16 protein-coding genes are annotated in these 20,394 nt (G+C 58.2%); 4 read left to right on the top strand and 12 right to left on the bottom strand.

The genetic code is table 11. The features are described from left to right. Positions 1 to 32: 32 nt before the first annotated feature. The 12 genes from RYA97_RS18735 to yaaA form a co-directional block, all read right to left on the bottom strand. Positions 33 to 701 carry an alginate O-acetyltransferase AlgF gene (locus tag RYA97_RS18735; protein ID WP_004658322.1) on the bottom strand — a complete coding sequence of 223 codons (669 nt, stop codon included), beginning with the start codon at positions 699 to 701 and terminating at the stop codon, positions 33 to 35. A 12-nt stretch (positions 702 to 713) separates the two neighbouring features. Beyond that, entirely contained in the window at positions 714 to 1,889 is a 1,176-nt protein-coding gene (locus RYA97_RS18730) for an alginate O-acetyltransferase (protein WP_005732683.1), read from the bottom strand. Positions 1,890 to 1,899: 10 nt separating this feature from the next. After that, positions 1,900 to 3,456 (bottom strand): MBOAT family O-acyltransferase, encoded by a 1,557-nt coding sequence (locus RYA97_RS18725; RefSeq protein WP_117139503.1) that lies wholly within the window; start codon positions 3,454 to 3,456, stop codon positions 1,900 to 1,902. A 191-nt stretch (positions 3,457 to 3,647) separates the two neighbouring features. Next, positions 3,648 to 4,784 carry a mannuronate-specific alginate lyase gene (locus RYA97_RS18720; RefSeq protein ID WP_005752927.1) on the bottom strand — a complete coding sequence of 379 codons (1,137 nt, stop codon included), beginning with the start codon at positions 4,782 to 4,784 and terminating at the stop codon, positions 3,648 to 3,650. Between the two features lie 8 nt (positions 4,785 to 4,792). After that, the gene (locus RYA97_RS18715) at positions 4,793 to 6,232 is read right to left on the bottom strand and encodes an alginate O-acetyltransferase AlgX-related protein (protein ID WP_004663967.1); all 1,440 of its coding nucleotides are present in this window, start codon (positions 6,230 to 6,232) and stop codon (positions 4,793 to 4,795) included. Positions 6,233 to 6,246: 14 nt separating this feature from the next. After that, on the bottom strand, positions 6,247 to 7,857 hold the full coding sequence (gene algG, locus RYA97_RS18710) for a mannuronan 5-epimerase AlgG (RefSeq protein WP_117139505.1): 1,611 nt from the start codon (positions 7,855 to 7,857) through the stop codon (positions 6,247 to 6,249). A 26-nt stretch (positions 7,858 to 7,883) separates the two neighbouring features. Beyond that, positions 7,884 to 9,365 (bottom strand): alginate export family protein, encoded by a 1,482-nt coding sequence (locus tag RYA97_RS18705; protein ID WP_004658317.1) that lies wholly within the window; start codon positions 9,363 to 9,365, stop codon positions 7,884 to 7,886. After that, positions 9,362 to 10,774, bottom strand: coding sequence for an alginate biosynthesis TPR repeat lipoprotein AlgK (gene algK, locus RYA97_RS18700; RefSeq protein WP_004663968.1), 1,413 nt, complete (start codon positions 10,772 to 10,774; stop codon positions 9,362 to 9,364). The genes RYA97_RS18705 and algK overlap by 4 nt, the downstream gene beginning before the upstream one ends. 2 nt (positions 10,775 to 10,776) lie before the next feature. Continuing rightward, complete coding sequence (locus RYA97_RS18695; RefSeq protein ID WP_002552254.1) at positions 10,777 to 11,949, bottom strand: alginate biosynthesis protein Alg44; 1,173 nt, start codon at positions 11,947 to 11,949, stop codon at positions 10,777 to 10,779. 40 nt (positions 11,950 to 11,989) lie between these two features. Then, positions 11,990 to 13,471, bottom strand: coding sequence for a mannuronan synthase (gene alg8 / locus RYA97_RS18690; protein WP_002552255.1), 1,482 nt, complete (start codon positions 13,469 to 13,471; stop codon positions 11,990 to 11,992). A 100-nt stretch (positions 13,472 to 13,571) separates the two neighbouring features. Next, on the bottom strand, positions 13,572 to 14,888 hold the full coding sequence (locus tag RYA97_RS18685) for a nucleotide sugar dehydrogenase (protein ID WP_002552256.1): 1,317 nt from the start codon (positions 14,886 to 14,888) through the stop codon (positions 13,572 to 13,574). 812 nt (positions 14,889 to 15,700) lie between these two features. Then, on the bottom strand, positions 15,701 to 16,480 hold the full coding sequence (gene yaaA, locus RYA97_RS18680; protein ID WP_005746016.1) for a peroxide stress protein YaaA: 780 nt from the start codon (positions 16,478 to 16,480) through the stop codon (positions 15,701 to 15,703). 203 nt (positions 16,481 to 16,683) lie between these two features. On the opposite strand from yaaA, the gene RYA97_RS18675 reads away from it, so the two are divergent. From RYA97_RS18675 to moaD, 4 genes are all read left to right on the top strand, one after another. Then, positions 16,684 to 17,862 (top strand): polysaccharide deacetylase family protein, encoded by a 1,179-nt coding sequence (locus tag RYA97_RS18675; protein ID WP_054077885.1) that lies wholly within the window; start codon positions 16,684 to 16,686, stop codon positions 17,860 to 17,862. Positions 17,863 to 18,156: 294 nt separating this feature from the next. Further along, a complete protein-coding gene (locus tag RYA97_RS18670; RefSeq protein WP_002552259.1) occupies positions 18,157 to 19,551 on the top strand; it encodes a PhoH family protein in 1,395 nt (464 codons plus the stop codon). Between the two features lie 114 nt (positions 19,552 to 19,665). Further along, positions 19,666 to 20,151: a cyclic pyranopterin monophosphate synthase MoaC gene (gene moaC, locus RYA97_RS18665; protein WP_005746014.1), complete on the top strand. Its 486-nt coding sequence runs from the start codon at positions 19,666 to 19,668 to the stop codon at positions 20,149 to 20,151. After that, entirely contained in the window at positions 20,148 to 20,393 is a 246-nt protein-coding gene (gene moaD, locus RYA97_RS18660; RefSeq protein ID WP_004658311.1) for a molybdopterin converting factor subunit 1, read from the top strand. The genes moaC and moaD overlap by 4 nt, the downstream gene beginning before the upstream one ends. Position 20,394: the final 1 nt, after the last annotated feature.

The raw sequence follows: 20,394 nt of genomic DNA, 5'->3' as shown, positions 1-20,394 counted from the left end.
GCTGATGCCCTGAACCGACCGGCATAATCCGTTTAGCGGGTTGCGACCGGTGGCTTGACCCACACTGGCGAGAGGCTGCTGCCACTGCCGGTGATGTAGAGCACAGCGGCTTCGCCACGCTCCAGTGCCACAGGTTTCAAATCGGTGACTTTCTTGTCGCCGTCGTACAGCGCCAGGCTGACTTTGACCGGGTTTATCTCACGCTCGCCGGTGCCTTTGGCCGCTACGGCGTTGACCACTTCGGTCTTGCCGTCAGCAGTTTTCAGAGTCAGGGACTTGTCGCTGAGGTTCTGAACGCGAACCAGGGATTTCTGCTTGTTCTTGAACGGCGGCTCTTCAACCAGCTGCGGTTTGCCGCTGGCGTTGTTGACGATGGTGTAGTAGTGATCACCCGCCAGTTTCACCGGCAGGCTCTGGCTGCCCAGCTTGGCGGTGTAGTCGCCCTGTGGCATGAAGCTGAACGCAGTGCTGCCCAGTGGCGCCACTTCGTTGAGGTTGGTGTTGCCAACGGTGGCGCTGATTTCGGCGTTGCTGGCGTTGTAGACACGCACGAAGGTCGAGCCTTTTGGTGCGGTCGGGCCGTACAGGGCGGAGTCACCGGCGAAAGCTTGCAGGGACATCAGGCCCAGACCTGCAGCCATTGCGCAGGTTTTGAAAATGCGTTTTGCGGCCGAACGGTTGGCAGTAGTGTTAAAAGTCATGAGTCAGTCCTCTCAGTTTTGCGCCCGGTTGGGCGACTCGGATTGTTTGGCGTTGAGCGCCACGTTTTCTTGGGTGTCACGCGATTTCTTCAGCTCGGCGATCCACTTCGGATCGAACTCGCCAAGATCGTTGTGTGCCGGCAGGTAGCGCTCCGGGAATTCCCAGATCACCACTTGCGGCGGGGTGTTCTTGAAAGCATCGGTCTGCAGGTACTTGAGCATCGGCAGAATCGGGCCATGGCCGTCTTCGGCGTAGTTGACGACATCGCTGCGCAGCGCTTCTTTCAAAGCCCCGACGAAGTTCCAGTTAGGGTTGGCGCTATAGCTGGTGCCGACCAGACCCACCGGGATGTCGCTGTCTGCGAACAGTGCGTCACCGCCTGCCGCTTCGCCTGCTACCGGATCGGTACTGCGTTTCTGCAACTCGTCCGGCTTGGGCAGCATGTTGCTGAACAGCGGATCGAGCGGCAGGAATGTAGTCAGGTCACCTTTGTAGGCTTCGGTTCCCTTGGCTTGTGTGACGAACTGCTCAGGTTCACCTTCCAGTGGCGTTTTCTGGGCAATCGCGGCGCTCAGTTGCTGCGCGGCGACTTCGGCACCCATTGGCGTCCAGTGGGTGTCGGTGCGCAGGAAAACCTGGCCCTGTTGCTTGGCAGCTTGCAGCGGTGCCAGCAGGTCCGGGGCAAAGATCCCGGCCTTGGCGACCTGAGCGTGGAACTGCTGATACAGGTCGGTGTGCAGGCTGGCAGGCTTGCTGTCACCGATATGTTCCGGGTACAGACGGGTTTTCGCCGGAACGATCGCCAGGACCAGTTTGGTGCCCTGTTTTTCCAGCGCGTCACGCACACCCTGAATGATCGCCAGGTTGTCGGCTTCGTTCTGCTCGCCGTTGGCAACCGCGTCGAACTCTTCGTCGGTGTACAACCACTGGTCCTTGCCGAGCACAACACCCGGACGACCTTCGTTGAACAGTTTGAAGTCCAGCGCTGCCCAGAGGTTGGTGCCCAGGCGCTTGATCGGGAACTCATCGTCGTAATGAGTTTCCGCCGCCTTGGTCCACTTGCCGTTGAGCACGGTGGTCTCGGCCGAGGTCGAGAACGTGCTGAAACTGCGCAGCGACCAGATGCCCAGGACTAGCAGAATGGCCAGGAAGATGGCGATATAGAGGATTCGTAATGAACGGGTCATGTCAGGCTCCTCAGAACTGGAAGTAAAGGAACGGCGAGAAGCTTTGCGCCGAGAGTTTGAGAATCGAAGCCACGAACAGCAGCAGGATCAGTGCACGCATGGCATAACGTGGCCAGTCGGCAACCCAGTACGCGGGCTGCACCTGGGCTTCGCTGCCCACGGTGTAGCCTGGCAGGTGCAGACTGCCGGGAGCATCGCCGGGAACGGCCTTGATGGTGCCCGGTTGTGCGGTCGCAGGACCGTCAGCCTTGGCGCTCTTGCCGGTGTCTTTTTCGCGGTTCTGGTAGAAGTCGCGCAGACCGAAGAACGCCAGCGTCAGATAAGCCACCACCAGTGTTGCAACTTGCAGACCGGTCAGGCTGGCACGGTTAAGTTCCGACAGCTGCCACTCGCCGAAGCTGAACATGGCGCTGTACATACGACCGGCGACATGCAGGTTTTCGGCGCGGAAGATGACCCAGCCTATGACCACCAGCAAGAAGGTCAGTGCCCAGCGAATCGGGTTGAAGCTGTAAGGCTTGGTGTTGATGCCGACCGCTTTCTCGATGGCCAGCCACATGCCGTGCCAGGCACCCCAGATGATGTAGGTGACGTTGGCACCGTGCCACAGACCGCCCAGCAGCATGGTCAGGAACAGGTTGCGATAAGTCGCGAACTTGCTGCCACGGTTGCCGCCCAGGGTGATGTACAGGTAGTCACGCAGCCAGGTGGACAGGCTGATGTGCCAGCGACGCCAGAACTCGGTGATCGACTGGCTGATGTAGGGCTGTTTGAAGTTTTCCATGAAGCGGAAACCCATCATCAGACCCAGACCGATGGCCATGTCGCTGTAACCGGAGAAGTCGAAGTACAGTTGCGCGGTGTAAGCCAGCGCACCCAGCCAGGCATCGCCGGTGGTCGGGTTTTGCAGAGCGAAGCAGTGGTCGGCGACCACCGCCAGGGTGTCGGCGATGAACACTTTCTTGATGAAGCCCTGCATGAAGCGCGTGGCACCTTCAGAGAACTTGTCCAGCGTGTGAGTGCGGTTGTTGAACTGGTCGGCCAGATCGCGGAAACGCAGCACGGGGCCGGCGATCAAGTGCGGGAAGATCGCAACGAATGCAGCGAAGTCGATCAGGTTGCGCGTGGCCGGGGTGTCGCCGCGGTAAACGTCGATGATGTAGCTGATGGACTCGAAGACATAGAACGAGATACCGATCGGCAACAGCACGTGGGTCAGGATGAACGGTTCCAGACCCATCGAGGTCATGGCTGCGTTGATGCTGTCCACACCGAAGTTGGCGTATTTGAAGTAGCCCAGAATACACAGGTCCACGATTACGCCGAGCAGCAGCCAGCGCTGTGCCGGTTTGGTCCGCACACCTGCTGCGCCTACCTTGAGACCGATCCAGTAGTTCCAGACGGTCACGCCGATGAACAACGCCAGAAAGTCCACACGCCACCAGGCGTAGAAGATATAGCTGGCAATCAGCAACAGCAGATTGCGATAGCGTTGCCCGCTCAGGTAGTACAAGCCGAGGAAGATCGGCATGAACAGGAACAGGAACACGTTGGATGAGAAAACCATCCTTATCTCTCCGTTTGTCCAACATTCAAGGGCTCAAAGCCCCCCCAAACCCCCCGTTGAAATTGGGGGGTAAAACACGTCGCGTTACGGCTTGTCGGTGAAGGAGCTCAGGCGAGGTCCGGTCTCATGGATGCATCGCCTGGGCGTGGGGCTTCGCGGACAAGTCCGCTCTTACAAATAACAACAGTGAATCAGGAGCCGTCGTTGTCGCCCTTGTCGCCTTTCTCGTGCGTCGGGTCGTAGACCTTGGTCAGGTCACCGCCCAGGCGGAAAGTCTTGAACGGCTGCTTTTCGTGTTTCTCTTCCAGCACATCCGGGCTGCAGGTGTAGAGCGAGCAGTACGGTTCGAGCCAGGCGAATTTCGGATCTTTCTTCAAGTCCGTCATGTCCTGTTTCTCGCCGTTGTGTTCAGCGAAAATCGAAGGGTCTTTGACGCCGGCCAGCACACGGTCACCCAGACGCTTCAAGGCACCATTGTTTTCCGGACGCAGATCGACACCGTTGGCCTGGGCGAAACTGGCGATCATCGCGAGCGGCGGCAGGGCGTAGTTGTGATACGACAGCGCGCGTTGACGACGCTTCATCTCGTTAGGCAGGAAACCGTCCTTGTCCACCTGATTGGCGGCGACCTTGTATTCCTTCACAGCCCAGTCGAACAGGTCCTGTCGATTGGTGGCGACGGCGGTTGCCATCACTGACCAGGCGGCCCAGTACGAGTGGTTGTTGATTTTTTCCAGCGGCAGGTTGCTCCAGTCGCTGACCACCTGGTCGGCCAGCTTGCTGAACCATGCTTCGATGATCTTCGCGTCCTGCTGACGATTGGCCAGCGGATGCGACTCGGAGAACTTCAGACGCAGGTAGGCAGAGGACATGCTGCCCAGTGCCCATTTGCGCATGGACTTGCCGGTGTGGTTGAACTCGCGAGATTCCAGCGCATCGGCCTTGGCCCAGGTAGTCATCATGTTCAGCGCGCAATCGAGCTGTTCCGGACGACCGTCGCGCATGTACTGCATCACGACTTTGCTGACGCCGCGCTCAAGGTCGGTGATGTCCTTGGTCGCATCGCGAAAGGCTTCTTCCGACACGGCGTTGAGGGTCGCACGTGCCTTGTCCGAACCTTCGTACTTGCTGCGGAAAACCAGCTTGTCGGTATACGGCTTTGGAATGGCTTCACAGCTGAAATTGTGATCGCCAGTCTTCATTTTTTCGATCGGGGCGTCATAGCCCTTGGGTGGAACCAGTGCGGCGGACGCACCCGTAGCCCAGGCCATCGATGACAGAATTGCCATCGACAGCAGGGTAGGGCGTATCAGTTTAGGAGTCTGCATAAGTCACCTCATAGTCCGGCTTGAGCGGTGTGTGTCGCAGCGCTCGGGAACACGTTGCGTTTGCATACTTTGGCTTCGACTTTCTGTGGTGCCGTGCCTGCTTCCGGTCCCTGGATCTCCAGCGCCAGCAATTGCTGGTTAGCCCAGTCCTCGTCTTCGCGCAGTTCGAACGCGAAGCGTCCGTCAGTATCGGACGTTTCCGGTTTTTCGATTTTCAGATCTTCGTGACGCCCGTTCATGTACCAGAGCCTGGCTTGAAGGACTTTCACCGAAGTATCGTCAAACTTGATATCGATCTGATTGCTGCCGTTGCGGATATCCTTGATGCCATTCTTGCCATTGACCAACACTTCGTTGGTGCCCGGCTTGAGGGTGGTGCTGGCGCTCATTACCGCAGGCTTGCCTTCGCAGCCGTTGTCCAGCAGCGCCATCATCTGGCGATAGATTGTTTCCTGATCCAGGCGATACAGCGGCGAGAATTCCCAGATAAGAATTTTCGGCGGACGCTTCTGGAAGTCTTCACTGCCCAGGTACTGCAGCATCGAACCTTCCAGACCACCACCAGGGAACGCTACGTTCAACACGTCGGCACCCATGTATTCCTGCAGGAAACCAGCGAAGTTGTAGTTCTTGCCGCTGTGACTGGTGCCGACCAGCGTGATCTCCGGGTTGCCGGAATCGCCGAACAGGTCACCGTCGCCCGCCTCACCCTTGGGTTCGGTGGTGAACTGATCCATGTACTGGATCGCATAGCTGGTGCCGCACAATTGACCCGCCATATTGTGCAAAGTGCCCGTTTTGCCCATGCGTCCGGAAATATGGCTTTCGAACTCACGCTTGGGGATGTCGCTGTAACCCGGAACCTTCTTCACGGTTTCAGCGACAATCTTCGCCGTGCGTTGTGCGCCGTAAGGCGTCCAGTGCTGGTCACCGCGGAAGTAGAAGTCATGCGCCTGCTGCTCGTTGGTCAACGGCGACAGGTCCGGGACCCAGTAACCCATCTTGCTGAAGCGGCCGAGCATGGCCTGATAGTTTTTCAGCGCCTTGTCGTAGTCGAACTTGTCGCGCTCGGCTGGAAACAGCTTGTTGCGATCTACCAGACCACGGGTCGGTTGATAGACCACGACCAGTTCGACACCCTTGCTCTTGAACGCATCGTGCAGTTCTTTCATGCGGCGGTAGCCGGCAGGCGTGGTGTCGAATTCGGTGCGCAGGTCTTCCTGAGTCCGGAACAGCCAGTCGCCCTGAGCCTGGACCAGTGTGGTGAAGTTCTGCTGATAACGCGTGGTGTAGTTTTTCGCATCATGCGCGGCCGGGCAAAGAGAGCAGCAAGGCTCGGCCTTGAACGTCGGCGCTTGCGAGTCGTCTGCCCGAGCGACACCAGCGGCGGCCATCAAGGCGGCGGTGAGGCTGGACAGGCTCAACAGCTTGATCAGATGTGCGTGCATAACAATACCCTTCCTCATTCCCGCAGCTCGGTCTGGCTTTCGACGGGGTCGATCAATACGGCTTTCTTCTGGCGTACCAGCAGGTCGAGGATTTCGTCCTGGCGCTCACCGAGGACGCCGTTGAGGCTGATGCCGACTTCTTTGGTAGGCATCAGCATCGAGACGCGATACAGCTCGACACTCAGTGGCGAGTCAATGGACAGCGGGCCGGAACCATTGCTGGACAGTTCGCCGCCAACCATGATCAGCGAGACCTGAGCGTCGAACGGGTCGAGCTCGATGTCGCGGTCGGTATCACTCAAGTCCTTGATGTGGCCGTAGACGCCCATCAGGCCGTTGCCTATGGCGACGTTTTCGTACAGCTTGATGTTCACGCTGTTACGCACGCGGATACCGTGGCGACGGTTGGCGATCACGCGATTGCCCCACAGCAGGTTATTGCCGCTTTCGTACAGGGTGATGCCGTCAGTGTGGTTCTGATAGATCTCGTTGTAGGCGACGATATTGCCCACACTGTTACGGTCCAGAACCACGCCAGACAGTTTGTTGTCGTGGCTCTTGTTGCGGAAGATGAAGCTGTTGTCCACTTCCCGGGAAATAATGATCCCGTGCTTCTTCTTGGTCCCGTAAACGTCGTTTTCGGCGATGATCAGCCCGTGCGAGCGGTCGTGCGGGTCAATGCCGTAAATGATGTTGTCGCGGTAAGTATTGCCCTTGACCACGAAGTCGCGGGTTTCATAGCAGTAGAAGCCGTACCACATGTCCGAGAACTCTGAATCGATGATCCAGCCGGTTGGCTCGGCACGCTTGAGAATCTTCGCGGTGTTGGGCGTGTACTGGGAAATACTGATGCCGTAGGACTTGCTCTGGTCGTAACCCATGCTCGCCATTTTGGTATTGGCGATCCAGGTTTCCGAGCCACCCCAGGTCAACAGAAACGGACGAAACTCGTCAGGCTTGCGATAGGTCGCCAGGCTGTTGCGGGTTTCACTCCAGGCGTTGACCTGAGTGTGGGTGATCAGCATCTTGCCTTCGCTGACGATGAACGAACCTTTTTCCTGAGACAGACGCAATTCTTTGGTCTTGCTGTCGATCTCGAAGATCCCGGTCTCCTTGATCAGAATCGGCAGGCGTGCCACATAGACACCCGGCGACACTTCATTGAGGAACTGCTTGGGGACCTTTTTGGCCAGGTCCTGCAGGTTCACGTAGCCATCGGAAATCATGATGGCCTGCGGGATGCCGCGCTGACGGTTGACCCATTCGGCCATCTTGTTGTCACCGCCGATGAATTCCTTCAGGCCGGTTTCTTCCATCATCCGCGATACAGTCACCTTACCCGGCTTGTTGCGCACGATCTTTTTCAAGGCGGCTTCTGCGGTATAGCCCTTGAGGTCGGGCAACACCGGCTTGGACATTTCCAAGGGCTCGGTCGGCGGGCTGGTGATGGTGTAGGTCTTGGCCTGGTGCAACTCCTTGACCACCGCCTTCTGTGCATCGGCTACGACAGGGGCGTTAGCCAGCGCCACACCGCTGGCCATCAGCAGAGCGCTGGTCAGCAGTGCGCTTTCGAGCAGGGCATGCGGCCAGCTTCGGCTACGCCCATTGCTTGTATGACTGTTCATCTCTGGCACTCCTTTGGCGGTTCGCATCAAAAGCGCCAGATGACGTCGACAACAGCGCGGTGCATGTATTCATCCACGCCGTTGTGATACGCATCGCCGGGCTTGAAGACACCTGCGCGCAAGCGCACCAGTGCCGAAGGTTCGTCGAACGACTGGCTGAGCGAGGCGGGCAGCAGGCCTTGTTTAAAGTACTTGGTCACGACCAGGTCCATTTCCTGACCCAGGTCCTTGCGCCCGTCTTCCAGCGGCAGCGAACTGAACGTGTTGCTGTTGCCGTTTTCACGCACTGCATTGATACCCGAGCCGCCAATACCGGTGTTGCCGTCCACTCGACGGAACTTGTGGTAGATCAGCGACGCATCGTATTCCTCGTTCATCTGCCAGGAGGCGAACAGCGAGCCGCTTTCCACGTTGGCCATTTCGCCCTGGAACGCTTCGCCGAAACGATGGATGCGCGAACGCGTGCCGGTCCAGTTCGAGCGGTTGCTCTCCAGACCGTTCTGGACGTAATCCTTGCTGGCGCGCGAGTAAGCCGCACCGACTTGCCATTGCGGGTCAAGACGCAGACGCAGACCCAGGTCAGTGGCCCAGCCATTCATGTCGCGGTCGTTTTTCTCGCCGGCGATGAACTGGTCGTTGCCTGCAGAAGTCACGCCGATTTCGTCGCGTGTACCGTTCAGCCAGGTCAGGCTGCCCCAGTAATTGAGCGGGGTGGTGTTGCGATAGTTGTAGGCATCGCTGTCGGCCTGCAGACCCAGCCAGGTCAGGTTGCCGTTGGACGTCTTGTCCAGATCATCCAGTTGCTCACCCTGAGACTTGAGCTTGCCGTCGTCATGACTGTAATGAGCGCGCACACCTGCCCAATGGCCGGGGGTCCACTGGTAGCTGGCGGAACCGAACAGGTGCTTGCGGTCTTCGTCGTCGGGTGCCAGTTCGGTCAGGTCGGTGCGGTATTCGCTGAAGCGCTGGGCGGCACCCAGTTCGGCACGCAGCAAGGTGGTATCGAAGTTCCAGTTGATGGCCTCGATATTGGTGTCATGCCACTGACCATCGTCGTTGCGCAGACGCTGACGACCCACTTTGAGGATTTCGCCGGGATAGGGCGTGAAGCCACTGTAGCCGATCCAGAATTCACGCAGCGCAGCATAGGACTTGTCGACTTCGCGTTCGCTGGCAGTGCCACGGGAGGTTTGCGTGCCGCTGCCGTCGCTGTTGCTCTGCTCCAGCGGATCGGTCTGAATGGTGTCGGTGGCGGTGACCACCTGGCCCATGGCATAACCGCTCCAGTTGCCGCGCTCACCATAGACCCAAGGGCGCAGGTCCAGGCCCACACCGTTGACGTCGCCGCCCGAACGGGTGCCCAGATCGCGATCATCCTCAGCCTGTGCCGTGGCTTTCACTTCGATACCGAAATTCTGTTCTTCGGTCAGCGCTGCCAGCGTCGGGCAGGCCCACAACAGGGTGAAGCCAAGGCCCATGCCAGCAGCCATCAGGGGATTCAACTTCATAATGCTTCCTCACCGTCTTTTTCTTCTTGCAGGGCCTGCATCGCCATCGCGTTTTGAGTAGCGGTAGCGCCCCGGACTTTTTGCTCGCGTGCCAACAGGTCTTTGGCGGTGGCGAGCTTTTCAGGCGGCAGTTGTGTATTGAGGGCCTCGGCAAGCTCGGTCGCTTGCGGGGTCTGACTGGCCAGCGCCAGTTGCGCGAACACCCAGGCGTTGACCGGGTCGGGCATCGTGCCCTTGCCCTGCGAGAACAGTTGCGCGAGGGCGAAATCTGCGCTGTTCTGGCCACCACGGGCTGCGGTCAGCAACTCGTCCACGGCTTTTTGCGAGTACACCTGACCGAGGTAGCCACGGCGGTAGATCTGACCCAGGTAGTAATGGGCGGAAATCTCCGTTGCTGTGGCTTTCTTCAGGTGCTCCTCGGCCTTGAAGGCATCGGGCGTGACCCATTTGCCTTCGTAGTACAGGCGTCCAAGCAGCAGCTCGGCGCGAGGCTGATCCGCCGCGCGGCCGTTGTTCAGGTATTCCATCATCTTGTTGACGTCGCCCAGTTCGGGGAAGTCGTAAAGCAGTTTGGCCAGCGTGACCCACGAGACCGGGTAGCCAGGCGCAACGCTTTCCAGCAATTGCTGAGCGGTCTTTTCGTCTGGCGTACCGATGGTGGAGTCACCCAGTACGCGCGCGACGCTGTCCACTCGTTGAGCATTGACGCGGCCAGCGGCGTAGTCGCTCTTGAGCTTTTCGATCAAGGCCGTGCGCTGCTCGGCCTGGCCGCGTGTCTGGTAGACAGTAGCCAGCTCGACGTAGCAGATATCCGTGGCTGACAGTGCCTGTTTGCAGATGCTCTCGACCTCATCGAGGTGTTGAGCATAAGTGCCTTGCGTGCGATACAGCAGCACCTGAGCCAGACCTGCCTCCGGATAACCGGCAGCGCGCCACTCACTGATCTTCTGTTGCGCATTCACTTCAGGGAAGGTGTGCGGGTATTGCAGATACAGCATCGCCAGCGGGATCAGGGTGCCGGATTCGCCATTGGCGAACGCCTTTTTCAGCAGGCCTTCGGCTTCGCGATGTTCGGCTTCGGTAGCGTCGGGCTTGGCCGCCAGCAGACGGCCCAGGCGCGACTGCGCCCGAGGGGAGGTCTGCGCGGCAGCGCGGTAGGTAGCCTCGGCCTGCTTGAGCTGAGCCGGGTCGCGAGTCGCGACCTGAATATCAGCAAGGCCGACTTGCGCGTCGCTGTAGCCCAGGTCCGCCAGCTGCCGATAGTTCTGCTCCGCCAATGCAGTGTCGCCGTTTTTCAGGGCTTCATTGGCAAGGCGTTGATCAGGCAGGCCGGCACAGCCGCTCAGGCCGAGCGCGACGGCGAGGCTCAGTAGCGTGGGGGTCGACAGGCGTCGTAGTGGGCTGTTCATGGTTACAGACCCGCAGCCATTGCTTTATCGATCAGCCAGTTCACGGACGGGCCGCGATCGCTGACCACTTCGACAGGGCGACCGGCAAGCGAGCTGCTCAGGCTTTCGTCAGGCTTGATCTGCACGCGGATGTCAGTGGACAGGTCGGCGTCGCTGAGGTTGGTGCTGCTGACGATCTGACCGGTGCGCAGTTTGTCTTCGCCAGCGATCTGGAAGCTGACACGTGTGCCTGGCTTGACGTCGTTGAACTGGCGATAGGTGAAGCGAGCTTCAACAGTGGCCGGCGCGTTGCGTGGCACCAGTTGGAAGATCACCTGACCCTTGGACGCGAACTGACCGTCGGCAACCAGTTGGCGAGCCACGACGCAATCGCACGGGCTAGTCATTGTGCCGCTCATCTGCTTGCCATACAGCTCTTCGATCTTGGCGGGCTGCAGGTCTTCACCGGTCAGGCTGCCTTTGAGCATTTCCAGCATGCTGGTATTGAAGGTTGCCAGTGGCGCACCTTTGGCGGCTTCGCCATTCTGGGCGACCAGGCTTTGTACGGTACCTTCACGTGGCATGGTCACGTCCATGCTTGGAATGGTGACCAGACCGGCCGATGCATGGCTGACGAAGTACAGGCCGTAGATTGTCTTGAAGATGAAGCCGAAAGCGGCCAGACCGACAATGAACACGCCCAGGCTGAAGGTCACGGCGCGCAGGCGACCCATGGCGCTCATGCCGCTGTCCTTGCCCTTGACCTTGCGTGCCTTGGTGAAGTTGTCGCGCTGCAGCGTGGCCAGCACTTCGCCCAGGGTGACGACTTCGCCGGACAGGTGCGAGGTGATCAGATGGCGAAGGGTAGCGATGTCCTGAGGTTCCAGATTCTGGAACTGGCAACCGATGCGGTTGCTGGCGTTGTCGATCGAGCGCACCTGCAGATCGACGTCCATGGCCAGGCCAAGGTTGTCGATGATGAATTGCAGGCGTCCCTTGACGATCTGCCCTTCGCTGAATTTCTGCCCGGACGGAGCAACGAAGCTCAGGCCTCCGGCCGACAGGTCTTCGATACGTACCAGTGGCGCGTTGGGCTGATCATTCAGCAGGCGCAGCTTGGCAGGGATCTTGATCCGCGCGTGTTGGCGCTGGGCTTCGGATTCATGTACGACGTTCGCATTCACGGCTGTATTCATGGCTAATTTTCCTACTTAAGCGATTAATCCGTTGGCCCGGTCAAACCATCGTCAACAGCACAGCGACGAAGATGGTGCCAGCCGAGAAAGTCATGGTTCGGGACGACCACGTGTTGAACCAGCCTTGAAAGCTGGCCATGTCGCGGCTCAGTTTGGTGTCCTGGCGTGTCCAGGACTGGCGGTCCAGCCGGAAGAAGACATAGATCTTCATCAGCGCGCCGACGATCTGGTTGTAATAGAGAATGATCGGGTAGGCAGGCCCGATTCTGTGTCCCGAGAGGGACAGCAGCAGGGTGAGGATCAGACGGGTCATGCCGATCCACAGCAGATACATCAACAGGAACGCGCCGCCATACTTGAAGCTGGCGATCAGGGCGACGGTCAGACCTAGGATGGAGGTCCACATCGACACCCGCTGGTCGAACAGTACGATGCTGGTGAAAATCCCCAGGCGACGTACGCCCAGACCCAGTGCACGCGAGTTCTGACGAAGGTTGTTGCCGTACCAGCGATACATCAGCTTGCGGCTGGCCTTCAGGAAGCTCTTTTCGGGCGGGTGTTCCACGGTGTTGATCGCTGCGTCCGGCACGTAGAACGTGTCGTACCCCAGGCGCATCAGGCTGAACCAGCTGGACTTGTCGTCGCCGGTCAGGAAGCGGAAGGTGCCCAGACGCCAGTGATTGAGCGAGTCGCTTTCCACGTCGGCAATGAACTCGGGGTCGGTTACCACGGTTGCGCGGAACACCGACATGCGACCGGTCATGGTCAATACGCGTTTGGACAGGGCCATCGAGCACATGTTGATGTGACGCTGAGCGAAACGCAGCTTGTGCCACTCGCTCATGATGTAGCCGCCACGTACTTCGCAGAACTCGTTGGTGGTCAGGCCGCCGACATTGTCGAACAGCTGGAACCACGGCACGGTCTTGGCGACCACACCTTCGTTGAGCACGGTGTCGCCGTCGATCACTGCAACCACGGCACGGCTGTCAGGCAAGTGACGCGAGATGGCGCGGAAGCCATAGGCCAGACCATCGCGCTTGCCGGTGCCCGGAATGCGTACGAAGTCCAGCTTGACGCGCTCCGGCGGGTTGAACTTCGCCCACATGCTCTTGACCAGCAGCTCATCGGACATTTCCACCAGCGAGCAGACGATAGTCGTCGGCAGGCCGCAGTCGATGGCTTCGCGGATAACCGAGTTGTAGACCTGTGCGGTGGTCAGCGCGTCGATGCGGAAACTGGTGACCATCAGAAACACATGGGACGGGTCTGCTGCACTGCCCAGCTTGCGAACCTTGCGGCGCAAGTGCGGGTAGACGATGTACAGGAAAATCATCCCGCGTACGAAGTGCGTGATTCCCATCGAGTAGCGCCAGATACCAACGGCGCCAATCAGGAATATAAAGTTCTTCGACTGTGAGTCGAAGATACTGGTAGGCAATGCCGCGGCAAGGCCCATGAGTAAACTTAAATAGAACAGCCAACCTGCGGCCTGTAACAGGCCGTGCTTGAGCCTCTGCATAATCGTATCCCTAAGTCAGTTGCGAGCCTCAAGCCCCAGGCTGCAAGCACATTGCTTGAGCCTGTGGCCTGGAGCCTGGCGCTTGTGGCTTGCGGCTGATTTACCAGCAGATACCTTCGGCGCGACCGTCTTCGCTGGTGGCGTTGGTCATGAAACCCACCAGATCGATGACGCGCTTGCCTTCGGGAGTCTTGTTGGCGAGGGCGCGGAAACGCTCATCGCGGTTGCCAAGGATGATCACGTCAGAGTCGTTGATGACCTGATCGAAGTCCGAATTCAGCAGCGACGATACGTGCGGAATCTTGGATTCGATGTAGTCCTTGTTGGCACCGTGAACGCGTGCATATTCGACGTTGCTGTCGAAGATGCTCAGGTCGAAGCCCTTACCGATCAGCATTTCGGCCAGTTCTACCAGCGGGCTTTCGCGCAGGTCGTCAGTACCTGCCTTGAAGCTCAGGCCCAACAGTGCAACCTTGCGGGTGTCGTAGCTCGCAACCATGTCGAAAGCGTTCTGCACTTGCGAGGTGTTGCTGCGCATCAGCGAGTTGAGCAACGGCGCTTCTACGTCAAGGCTGCTGGCGCGGTAGGTCAGGGCGCGAACGTCTTTTGGCAGGCAGGAGCCGCCGAATGCGAAGCCTGGGCGCATGTAGTACTGGGACAGGTTCAGCGCCTTGTCCTGGCAGACCACGTCCATCACTTCACGACCATCGACGCCGACGGCCTTGGCAATGTTGCCGATTTCGTTGGCGAAAGTAACCTTGGTGGCGTGCCACACGTTGCAGGTGTACTTGATCATTTCGGCAACGGCGATGTCCTTGCGGATGATCGGTGCGTCGAGTTCTTCGTACAGCGATTGCAGTACGTCGCCCGAGGCTTTATCGAACTCGCCGATCACGGTCATTGGCGGCAGGTCGTAGTCCTTGATTGCGGTACTTTCACGCAGGAACTCAGGGTTTACGGCGACACCGAAATCAACACCGGCTTTTTTGCCGGAGCAGTCTTCCAGAATCGGGATGACCACGTTGGCAACCGTGCCTGGCAATACAGTACTGCGAACAACGATGGTGTGGCGGGTGGCTTTGTCACGCAGGACATAGCCGATTTCGCGGCATACCGACTCGATGTAATCGAGTTCCAGATCGCCGTTCTTCTTGCTCGGCGTACCGACACAGATCATCGACAGGTCAGTGGCGCGAATGGCTTCGGCGAAGTCGGTAGTGCCGCGCAGTTTTCCGGTACTGATACCTTTCTGCAGCAGTTCTTCCAGACCCGGTTCAACGATAGGTGATTTGCCGTTGTTGATCAGATCGATCTTGGTGCTGGAAATATCCACACCAACTACATCGTGACCGCGGGCAGACAGGCAACCGGCACAGACTGCACCGACATAACCCAAACCAAATATGCTGATACGCATCGTATTCTCCTCGATTTTTCACGCCATAAATTGGCTGGATATTAATTTTGGCCAGCAGATGTCACGCGCCATCCTTTACGGCTAACAACGCCGTGGAACTAACGCAGGCATATTTAATGAGTGAGTGCCCAAATAGGTGAGGCGAACTCAAATGACACTAAGTACAAGCGGCAAGTGACCTGTCCGGTGGGCAGGGCCCTGCTCTCCTTGGATGCAGTAAACCACTCCTGTTTGACGATCGACGGCGGACCTCGTTCGGAAAGCCTCCGGCTAGAGCCTTGGCTGACCTTGTCGAATCCTGCGCATCACACCTGTTGGGCGCTTCGCCTGTCTACAACATCAACTAGTGATGTGAGTTTAGTTCTGGTACCTGACGCCAGCGTTACATGAACCTGGCTTCCCTGTCGGTAACTTCCCATTTTTCCAGTCGACCTGTAAGTGATCTCTTACACGTCAGCCCAGAATTGTTACGGGATGTAGGAGCGTAGGAATTCGCATTTAGTTCCGGGCCACTCGTCCTGATTTGCGGATTTTGCTGTATCCAGTTTGTGACAGGGGCAGTATCGCGGTGATGGCGTTTTTCTTAAAAGCCTTATTGCGCGGGGATTTCAGCGGGGTAGATATGAAAGTGCTACTACTGCAAAAAGCCAAAAAGCCACTACGTAAAAAAGTGGATTTTTTTTAATGAAAAAATCAGGCGAGATTGCGTCGTCGAAAAGTTGACGTTTATCTGGCGTCACGATGTTGGCATTTGCTGTTGGATCGTAGGACAGGTCGTGTAACAGCGATGCGTTACACGACGGTTACAGTGTCTAGTCTTCTACGACGTTGCGCAAAAACACCAACTTGTCGGGCGTCGATTGCTCACGGTTATAACGATAGCCCTGAACATCGAACGCCTGTAACGCTTCGGGGCTGTTGATACGTTCCTCAATGACGAAACGGCTCATCATGCCGCGCGCTTTCTTGGCATAGAAGCTGATGATCTTGTACTGCCCGTTCTTGAAGTCCTTGAACTCGGTGTCAATGATCCGGGCGTTGAGCGCTGAGCGTTTGACCGCAGAGAAGTACTCGGTAGACGCAAGATTGAGCAGCAGGTCGTCGCCCTGGGCTGCCAGCGCTTCATTCAACCATTCGCTGATCTGCGTGCCCCAGAATGCGTAGAGATCCTTGCCGCGAGCGTTTGCCAGTCGCGTACCCATTTCCAGGCGATAGGGCTGCATCAGGTCCAGCGGGCGCAGCAGCCCATAAAGGCCGGACAGCATGCGCAGGTGATCCTGTGCGTAGTCGAGCTGCGCGTCGCTTAGTGTTTCGGCCTGCAGGCCGGTATACACATCGCCCTTGAAGGCCAGCAGCGCCTGCTTGGCATTGTCGAGCGTGAAGGCCGGGTTCCAGCTTCCGAAGCGTGCCGCGTTCAGCCCGGCAAGCTTGTCGGACAGGTGCATCAGTTCGCTGATCTGCGCTGGCGTCAGTTCACGCAGTTGGGTGATCAACTCCTGAGAGTGATCCAGATACTGCGGCTGAGTGAAGCGTCCGGTAGTGGGCGGGGTCTCGAAATCGAGGGTTTTTGCCGGGGAAATCACCATCAGCATGAAGTCGTCTCCTTTGATCGTCCGGGGATTCTATGGGCTGATGGCCCACGACTCCAGCTATGGTGGCGATAGAGTCAGGCCGTGTGTGCCACGTCAGCATGCCATGCGGCTTTGTATGCGCTCCGACATAAGAAGCCAGGCTCATATCAGCTATAGTGGCGCGCTGGTCATGATGTTAATGGTTGATCGAGAGGGCATCGGGTTTGCGTATTGTTTTAGCAGTGTGTGCAGGTCTGTTCTGGCTCCAGGCGCAGGCGGCAGTGCCGGTCACTGCCACCATAGACCGCAGTGTGTGGCCCGAGCGCCTTGAAACGCCGGGGTTGTTCGACGTCGCGTCGCGCGCGGAAATCCTTGCCTTTGCCCACGAACTGTACCTCAGCGAGAAGCTGGACGAGGAGGGGCTCAAGCAGCGCCTCGGCCTTCGCTTCGTCAACGTGCCTTCGTTGAACGTGGTCCGCCATCGTCTGTGGCTGCGCTTGCTGGAAAACTATCAGAATGCTCAAAAGAGCTGCGAGCAGGATGCCAACTTCTGCGTGCTGGTCGAGGACATGGACCAGCTGCGTCAGCGCGCTGAAGAATTTCAGGTGTCGAACGATTCGTTCTACGCCAACTGGGCCAGACCCGGCGCCGTGTTCCATCAGCGTTATTTGAACGAGCTGCTATTCATGGCTGCCTTGTTCCCGCAGACCAGCAGCGAGATCGAGCGCTACAACTCTGATGAGATGAGTGGCGACGAGATGCCGGACCGCACCTTCATGCTCAATTTCGAAAGCGGCCCGAGCCCGGTCGATGGCGGAACCGACTGGTTGGCCGACTTCATGCGTCAGCAGAAGATGACCGCCACCTTCTTTGTGCTGGGCAAAAGTCTTCAGGAACGCCTCGACAGCACATCGACCACAAGCTTGCAGGCGCTGTATCGCCAGCAGTGCGTGGGCATTCAAGGGTGGGAGTATCGTTCGCATAGCCAGTGGCTGGACTGGCAGGATTCAGTGCAACGCAGTGCGGCACTGGTTCAGCGTGTGCTGCCGGATAATTTCGTGCCGCTGTTTCGCCCGCCTTACGGCCATCGGCGGGCCGACAGCGGCGACTTCTTCCGCGCCGAGCATTTACGCGTGTCATTGTGGAACATCGATGCCGAGGACAATACCGGGCGGCTTTCGGCAGAGCAGGTGGGCGACCGCGTATTAACCCTCATGCTGCTCTGGCGCAAGGGCACGGTGGTCTTCCACGACGTGGCCAACAAGGCGCAGTCTGCACTGCCGCTGCTGCTGGCCAATACCGCGCAAAGCGAGTTGATCTGGGACGATTGCCGGAATATCTCTGAAAGCCCCGTAGAACAAGGGCCGCAGAGCAGTGAAGAGGCTGCGCCCGAGGGGGAATGAAGGCAGATTCGGCGTGGGCGGACTTCCGACTTTAAACGTGCTGTGTACGTCCGCCTAGCTCTATTCGTCAGGCTGTGAAATAAACTTCAAAAAACTGTCAAAGAGCTTTTTTCTGTCATCCCTTTTGCTGTATTACGAATACAGACCGCCGAAACCTGCAACACAGGTGGCGTCTTCCAAGACCCACCTTGAGCGACATTTCTCCCCTGCCTGAAGGGAAGAATCCGGCGGCCTTTTCGTGGCGCAGTACTGTCGTGGTTCTGCGTCGCCCGGCTTCTACAAAGGTGAGCGAGTATGGATGACCACGGACGCACCCCTTCCACTAACCAGCCAATCCTTTACGTGCTCGATACCAACGTATTGATCCATGATCCAAACGCACTGCTGAATTTCGAAGAACACCACGTCGCCATCCCCATGACGGTTCTGGAGGAACTGGACAAACTCAAGGCCGGTAAACATTCGGTTGCTGCCGAATGCCGCCAGGCCATCCGCCTGATCGACAAGACCCTCGGCGAGGCTAACCCTGAAGAAGTTGAAAAGGGCGTGCCGATTGACCGCGGGACCGGTGTTTTCAAAGGTTTTCTGTCGATTTTGATGAGCAAGCGCGAGGAACCCAACAGCCTGCTGCCCGAGCACCTCAACGACAACATCATCATCAACCAATTGATCGACCTGCATGCGCGCAACAAGGACTTGAGCGTTGTGCTGGTGACCAAAGACATTAACATGCGCCTCAAGGCGCGCGCCTGCGGCATTGCGGCCGAAGATTACAGCACCGACCAGCTGGTCGACGACGTTTCGCTGTTGTCGCGTGGCTACCACGACATGACCGGTTCGTTCTGGGACCGGGTCAACAAGGTCGACACCCGTCAGGAGCGTGGCCGTACCTGGCACCGCGTGCAGCTCAATGAAATGCTGCCTGCGGTTCATATCAACGAGTTTATTGTCGATGAACAGGGCTTCGTAGGCTGGATCAAGGGCGTCAAGAACGACGAACTGCTGATTCTGGATATGCATCAGGAGCCACTGCTGCATCAGGAGGCCTGGGGCCTGAAACCGCGTGATATCTATCAGGGGCTGGCGTTGTTCGCACTGCTCGACCCGGATATTCACCTGGTCAACCTGTCAGGTGCCGCTGGTTCGGGTAAAACCATTCTGGCGTTGGCGGCTGCCATCGAGCAGACCATGGTCACCAAGCGTTATCGGCGCATCATCGCTACCCGTAGCGTTCAGGGCCTGGATCAGGAGATTGGCTTCCTGCCCGGCACCGAGGCGGAAAAGATGGAGCCTTGGCTTGGCGCGATCACCGACAACCTTGAAGCCCTGCACATGGATGATGAAAACACTCATGGCAGTGTCGACTACATCCTCAGCAAGGTGCCGTTGCAGTTCAAGTCCCTCAACTACATTCGAGGTCGCAGCTTCCAGCAAAGCCTGATTCTGATCGATGAATGCCAGAACCTGACCCCGCACCAGATGAAAACCATCATCACCCGTGCCGGCGCCGGTTCCAAAGTGGTCTGCCTGGGCAACCTGGCGCAGATCGACACCCCTTACCTGTCAGCCACCAGTTCCGGGCTGACCTACCTGACGGAGCGCTTCAAGGACTTCCCTAACGGCGTGCATATCACCTTGCAAGGCGTGCCACGCTCGATACTGGCCGAATACGCGGAGAGTCATTTGTAAACAGATGCAAGCGGGGAGCCCATGTGTGAGTGGGTTCCTTGCTTGCAGCTCACGGCTTGTAGCGTGTAACTGCCACTCCCTCTACACTTCTTGCTTCTGCCAAGGAGTAACGTTGTGCTCACTCATCTCGATTCCCAGGGTCGCGCCAATATGGTCGATGTTACGGATAAAGCCGTGACGTCCCGTGAGGCGGTGGCCGAAGCAGTGGTGCGTATGCTGCCCGCCACGCTGCAAATGATTGTCAGCGGCGGTCATCCCAAAGGGGATGTATTTGCTGTCGCGCGTATCGCCGGTATTCAGGCGGCAAAGAAAACCAGTGATCTGATCCCGCTCTGCCATCCATTGATGCTCACCAGCATCAAGGTTCACCTCGCCGCTGACGGCGATGATGCGGTGCGTATTACCGCGAGCTGCAAGCTGGCCGGGCAGACCGGTGTGGAAATGGAAGCCCTGACTGCCGCCAGCGTTGCGGCGCTGACTATTTACGATATGTGCAAGGCGGTTGATCGCGGCATGGTCATCGAGTCGGTTCGGCTGCTGGAAAAGCTCGGCGGCAAGAGCGGTCACTTCATTGCCGATCAGGCACAGGTCTCGTCATGAAGGTACAGGTTCAGTATTTTGCCCGTTACCGTGAAGTCCTTGGCCTGGACAGCGAGTCTGTCGAAGGCACGTTCGACACGCTGGACGCACTGCGCCAAACGCTGTTGCAGCGTGGCGAGGCCTGGCAGGTCCTTGCCGAGCAGAACCTGATGTGTGCCCGCAACCAGGAGCTTTGCAAGCCGACCGAGCCGCTGTCTGATGGCGATGAAGTCGCGTTCTTTCCGCCCGTGACCGGAGGCTGAA

The organism is Pseudomonas syringae group sp. 26L6 (assembly GCF_032587815.1).
Lineage (GTDB): Bacteria > Pseudomonadota > Gammaproteobacteria > Pseudomonadales > Pseudomonadaceae > Aquipseudomonas > Aquipseudomonas amygdali.
This window is presented reverse-complemented; position numbering and strand designations above follow the sequence as displayed.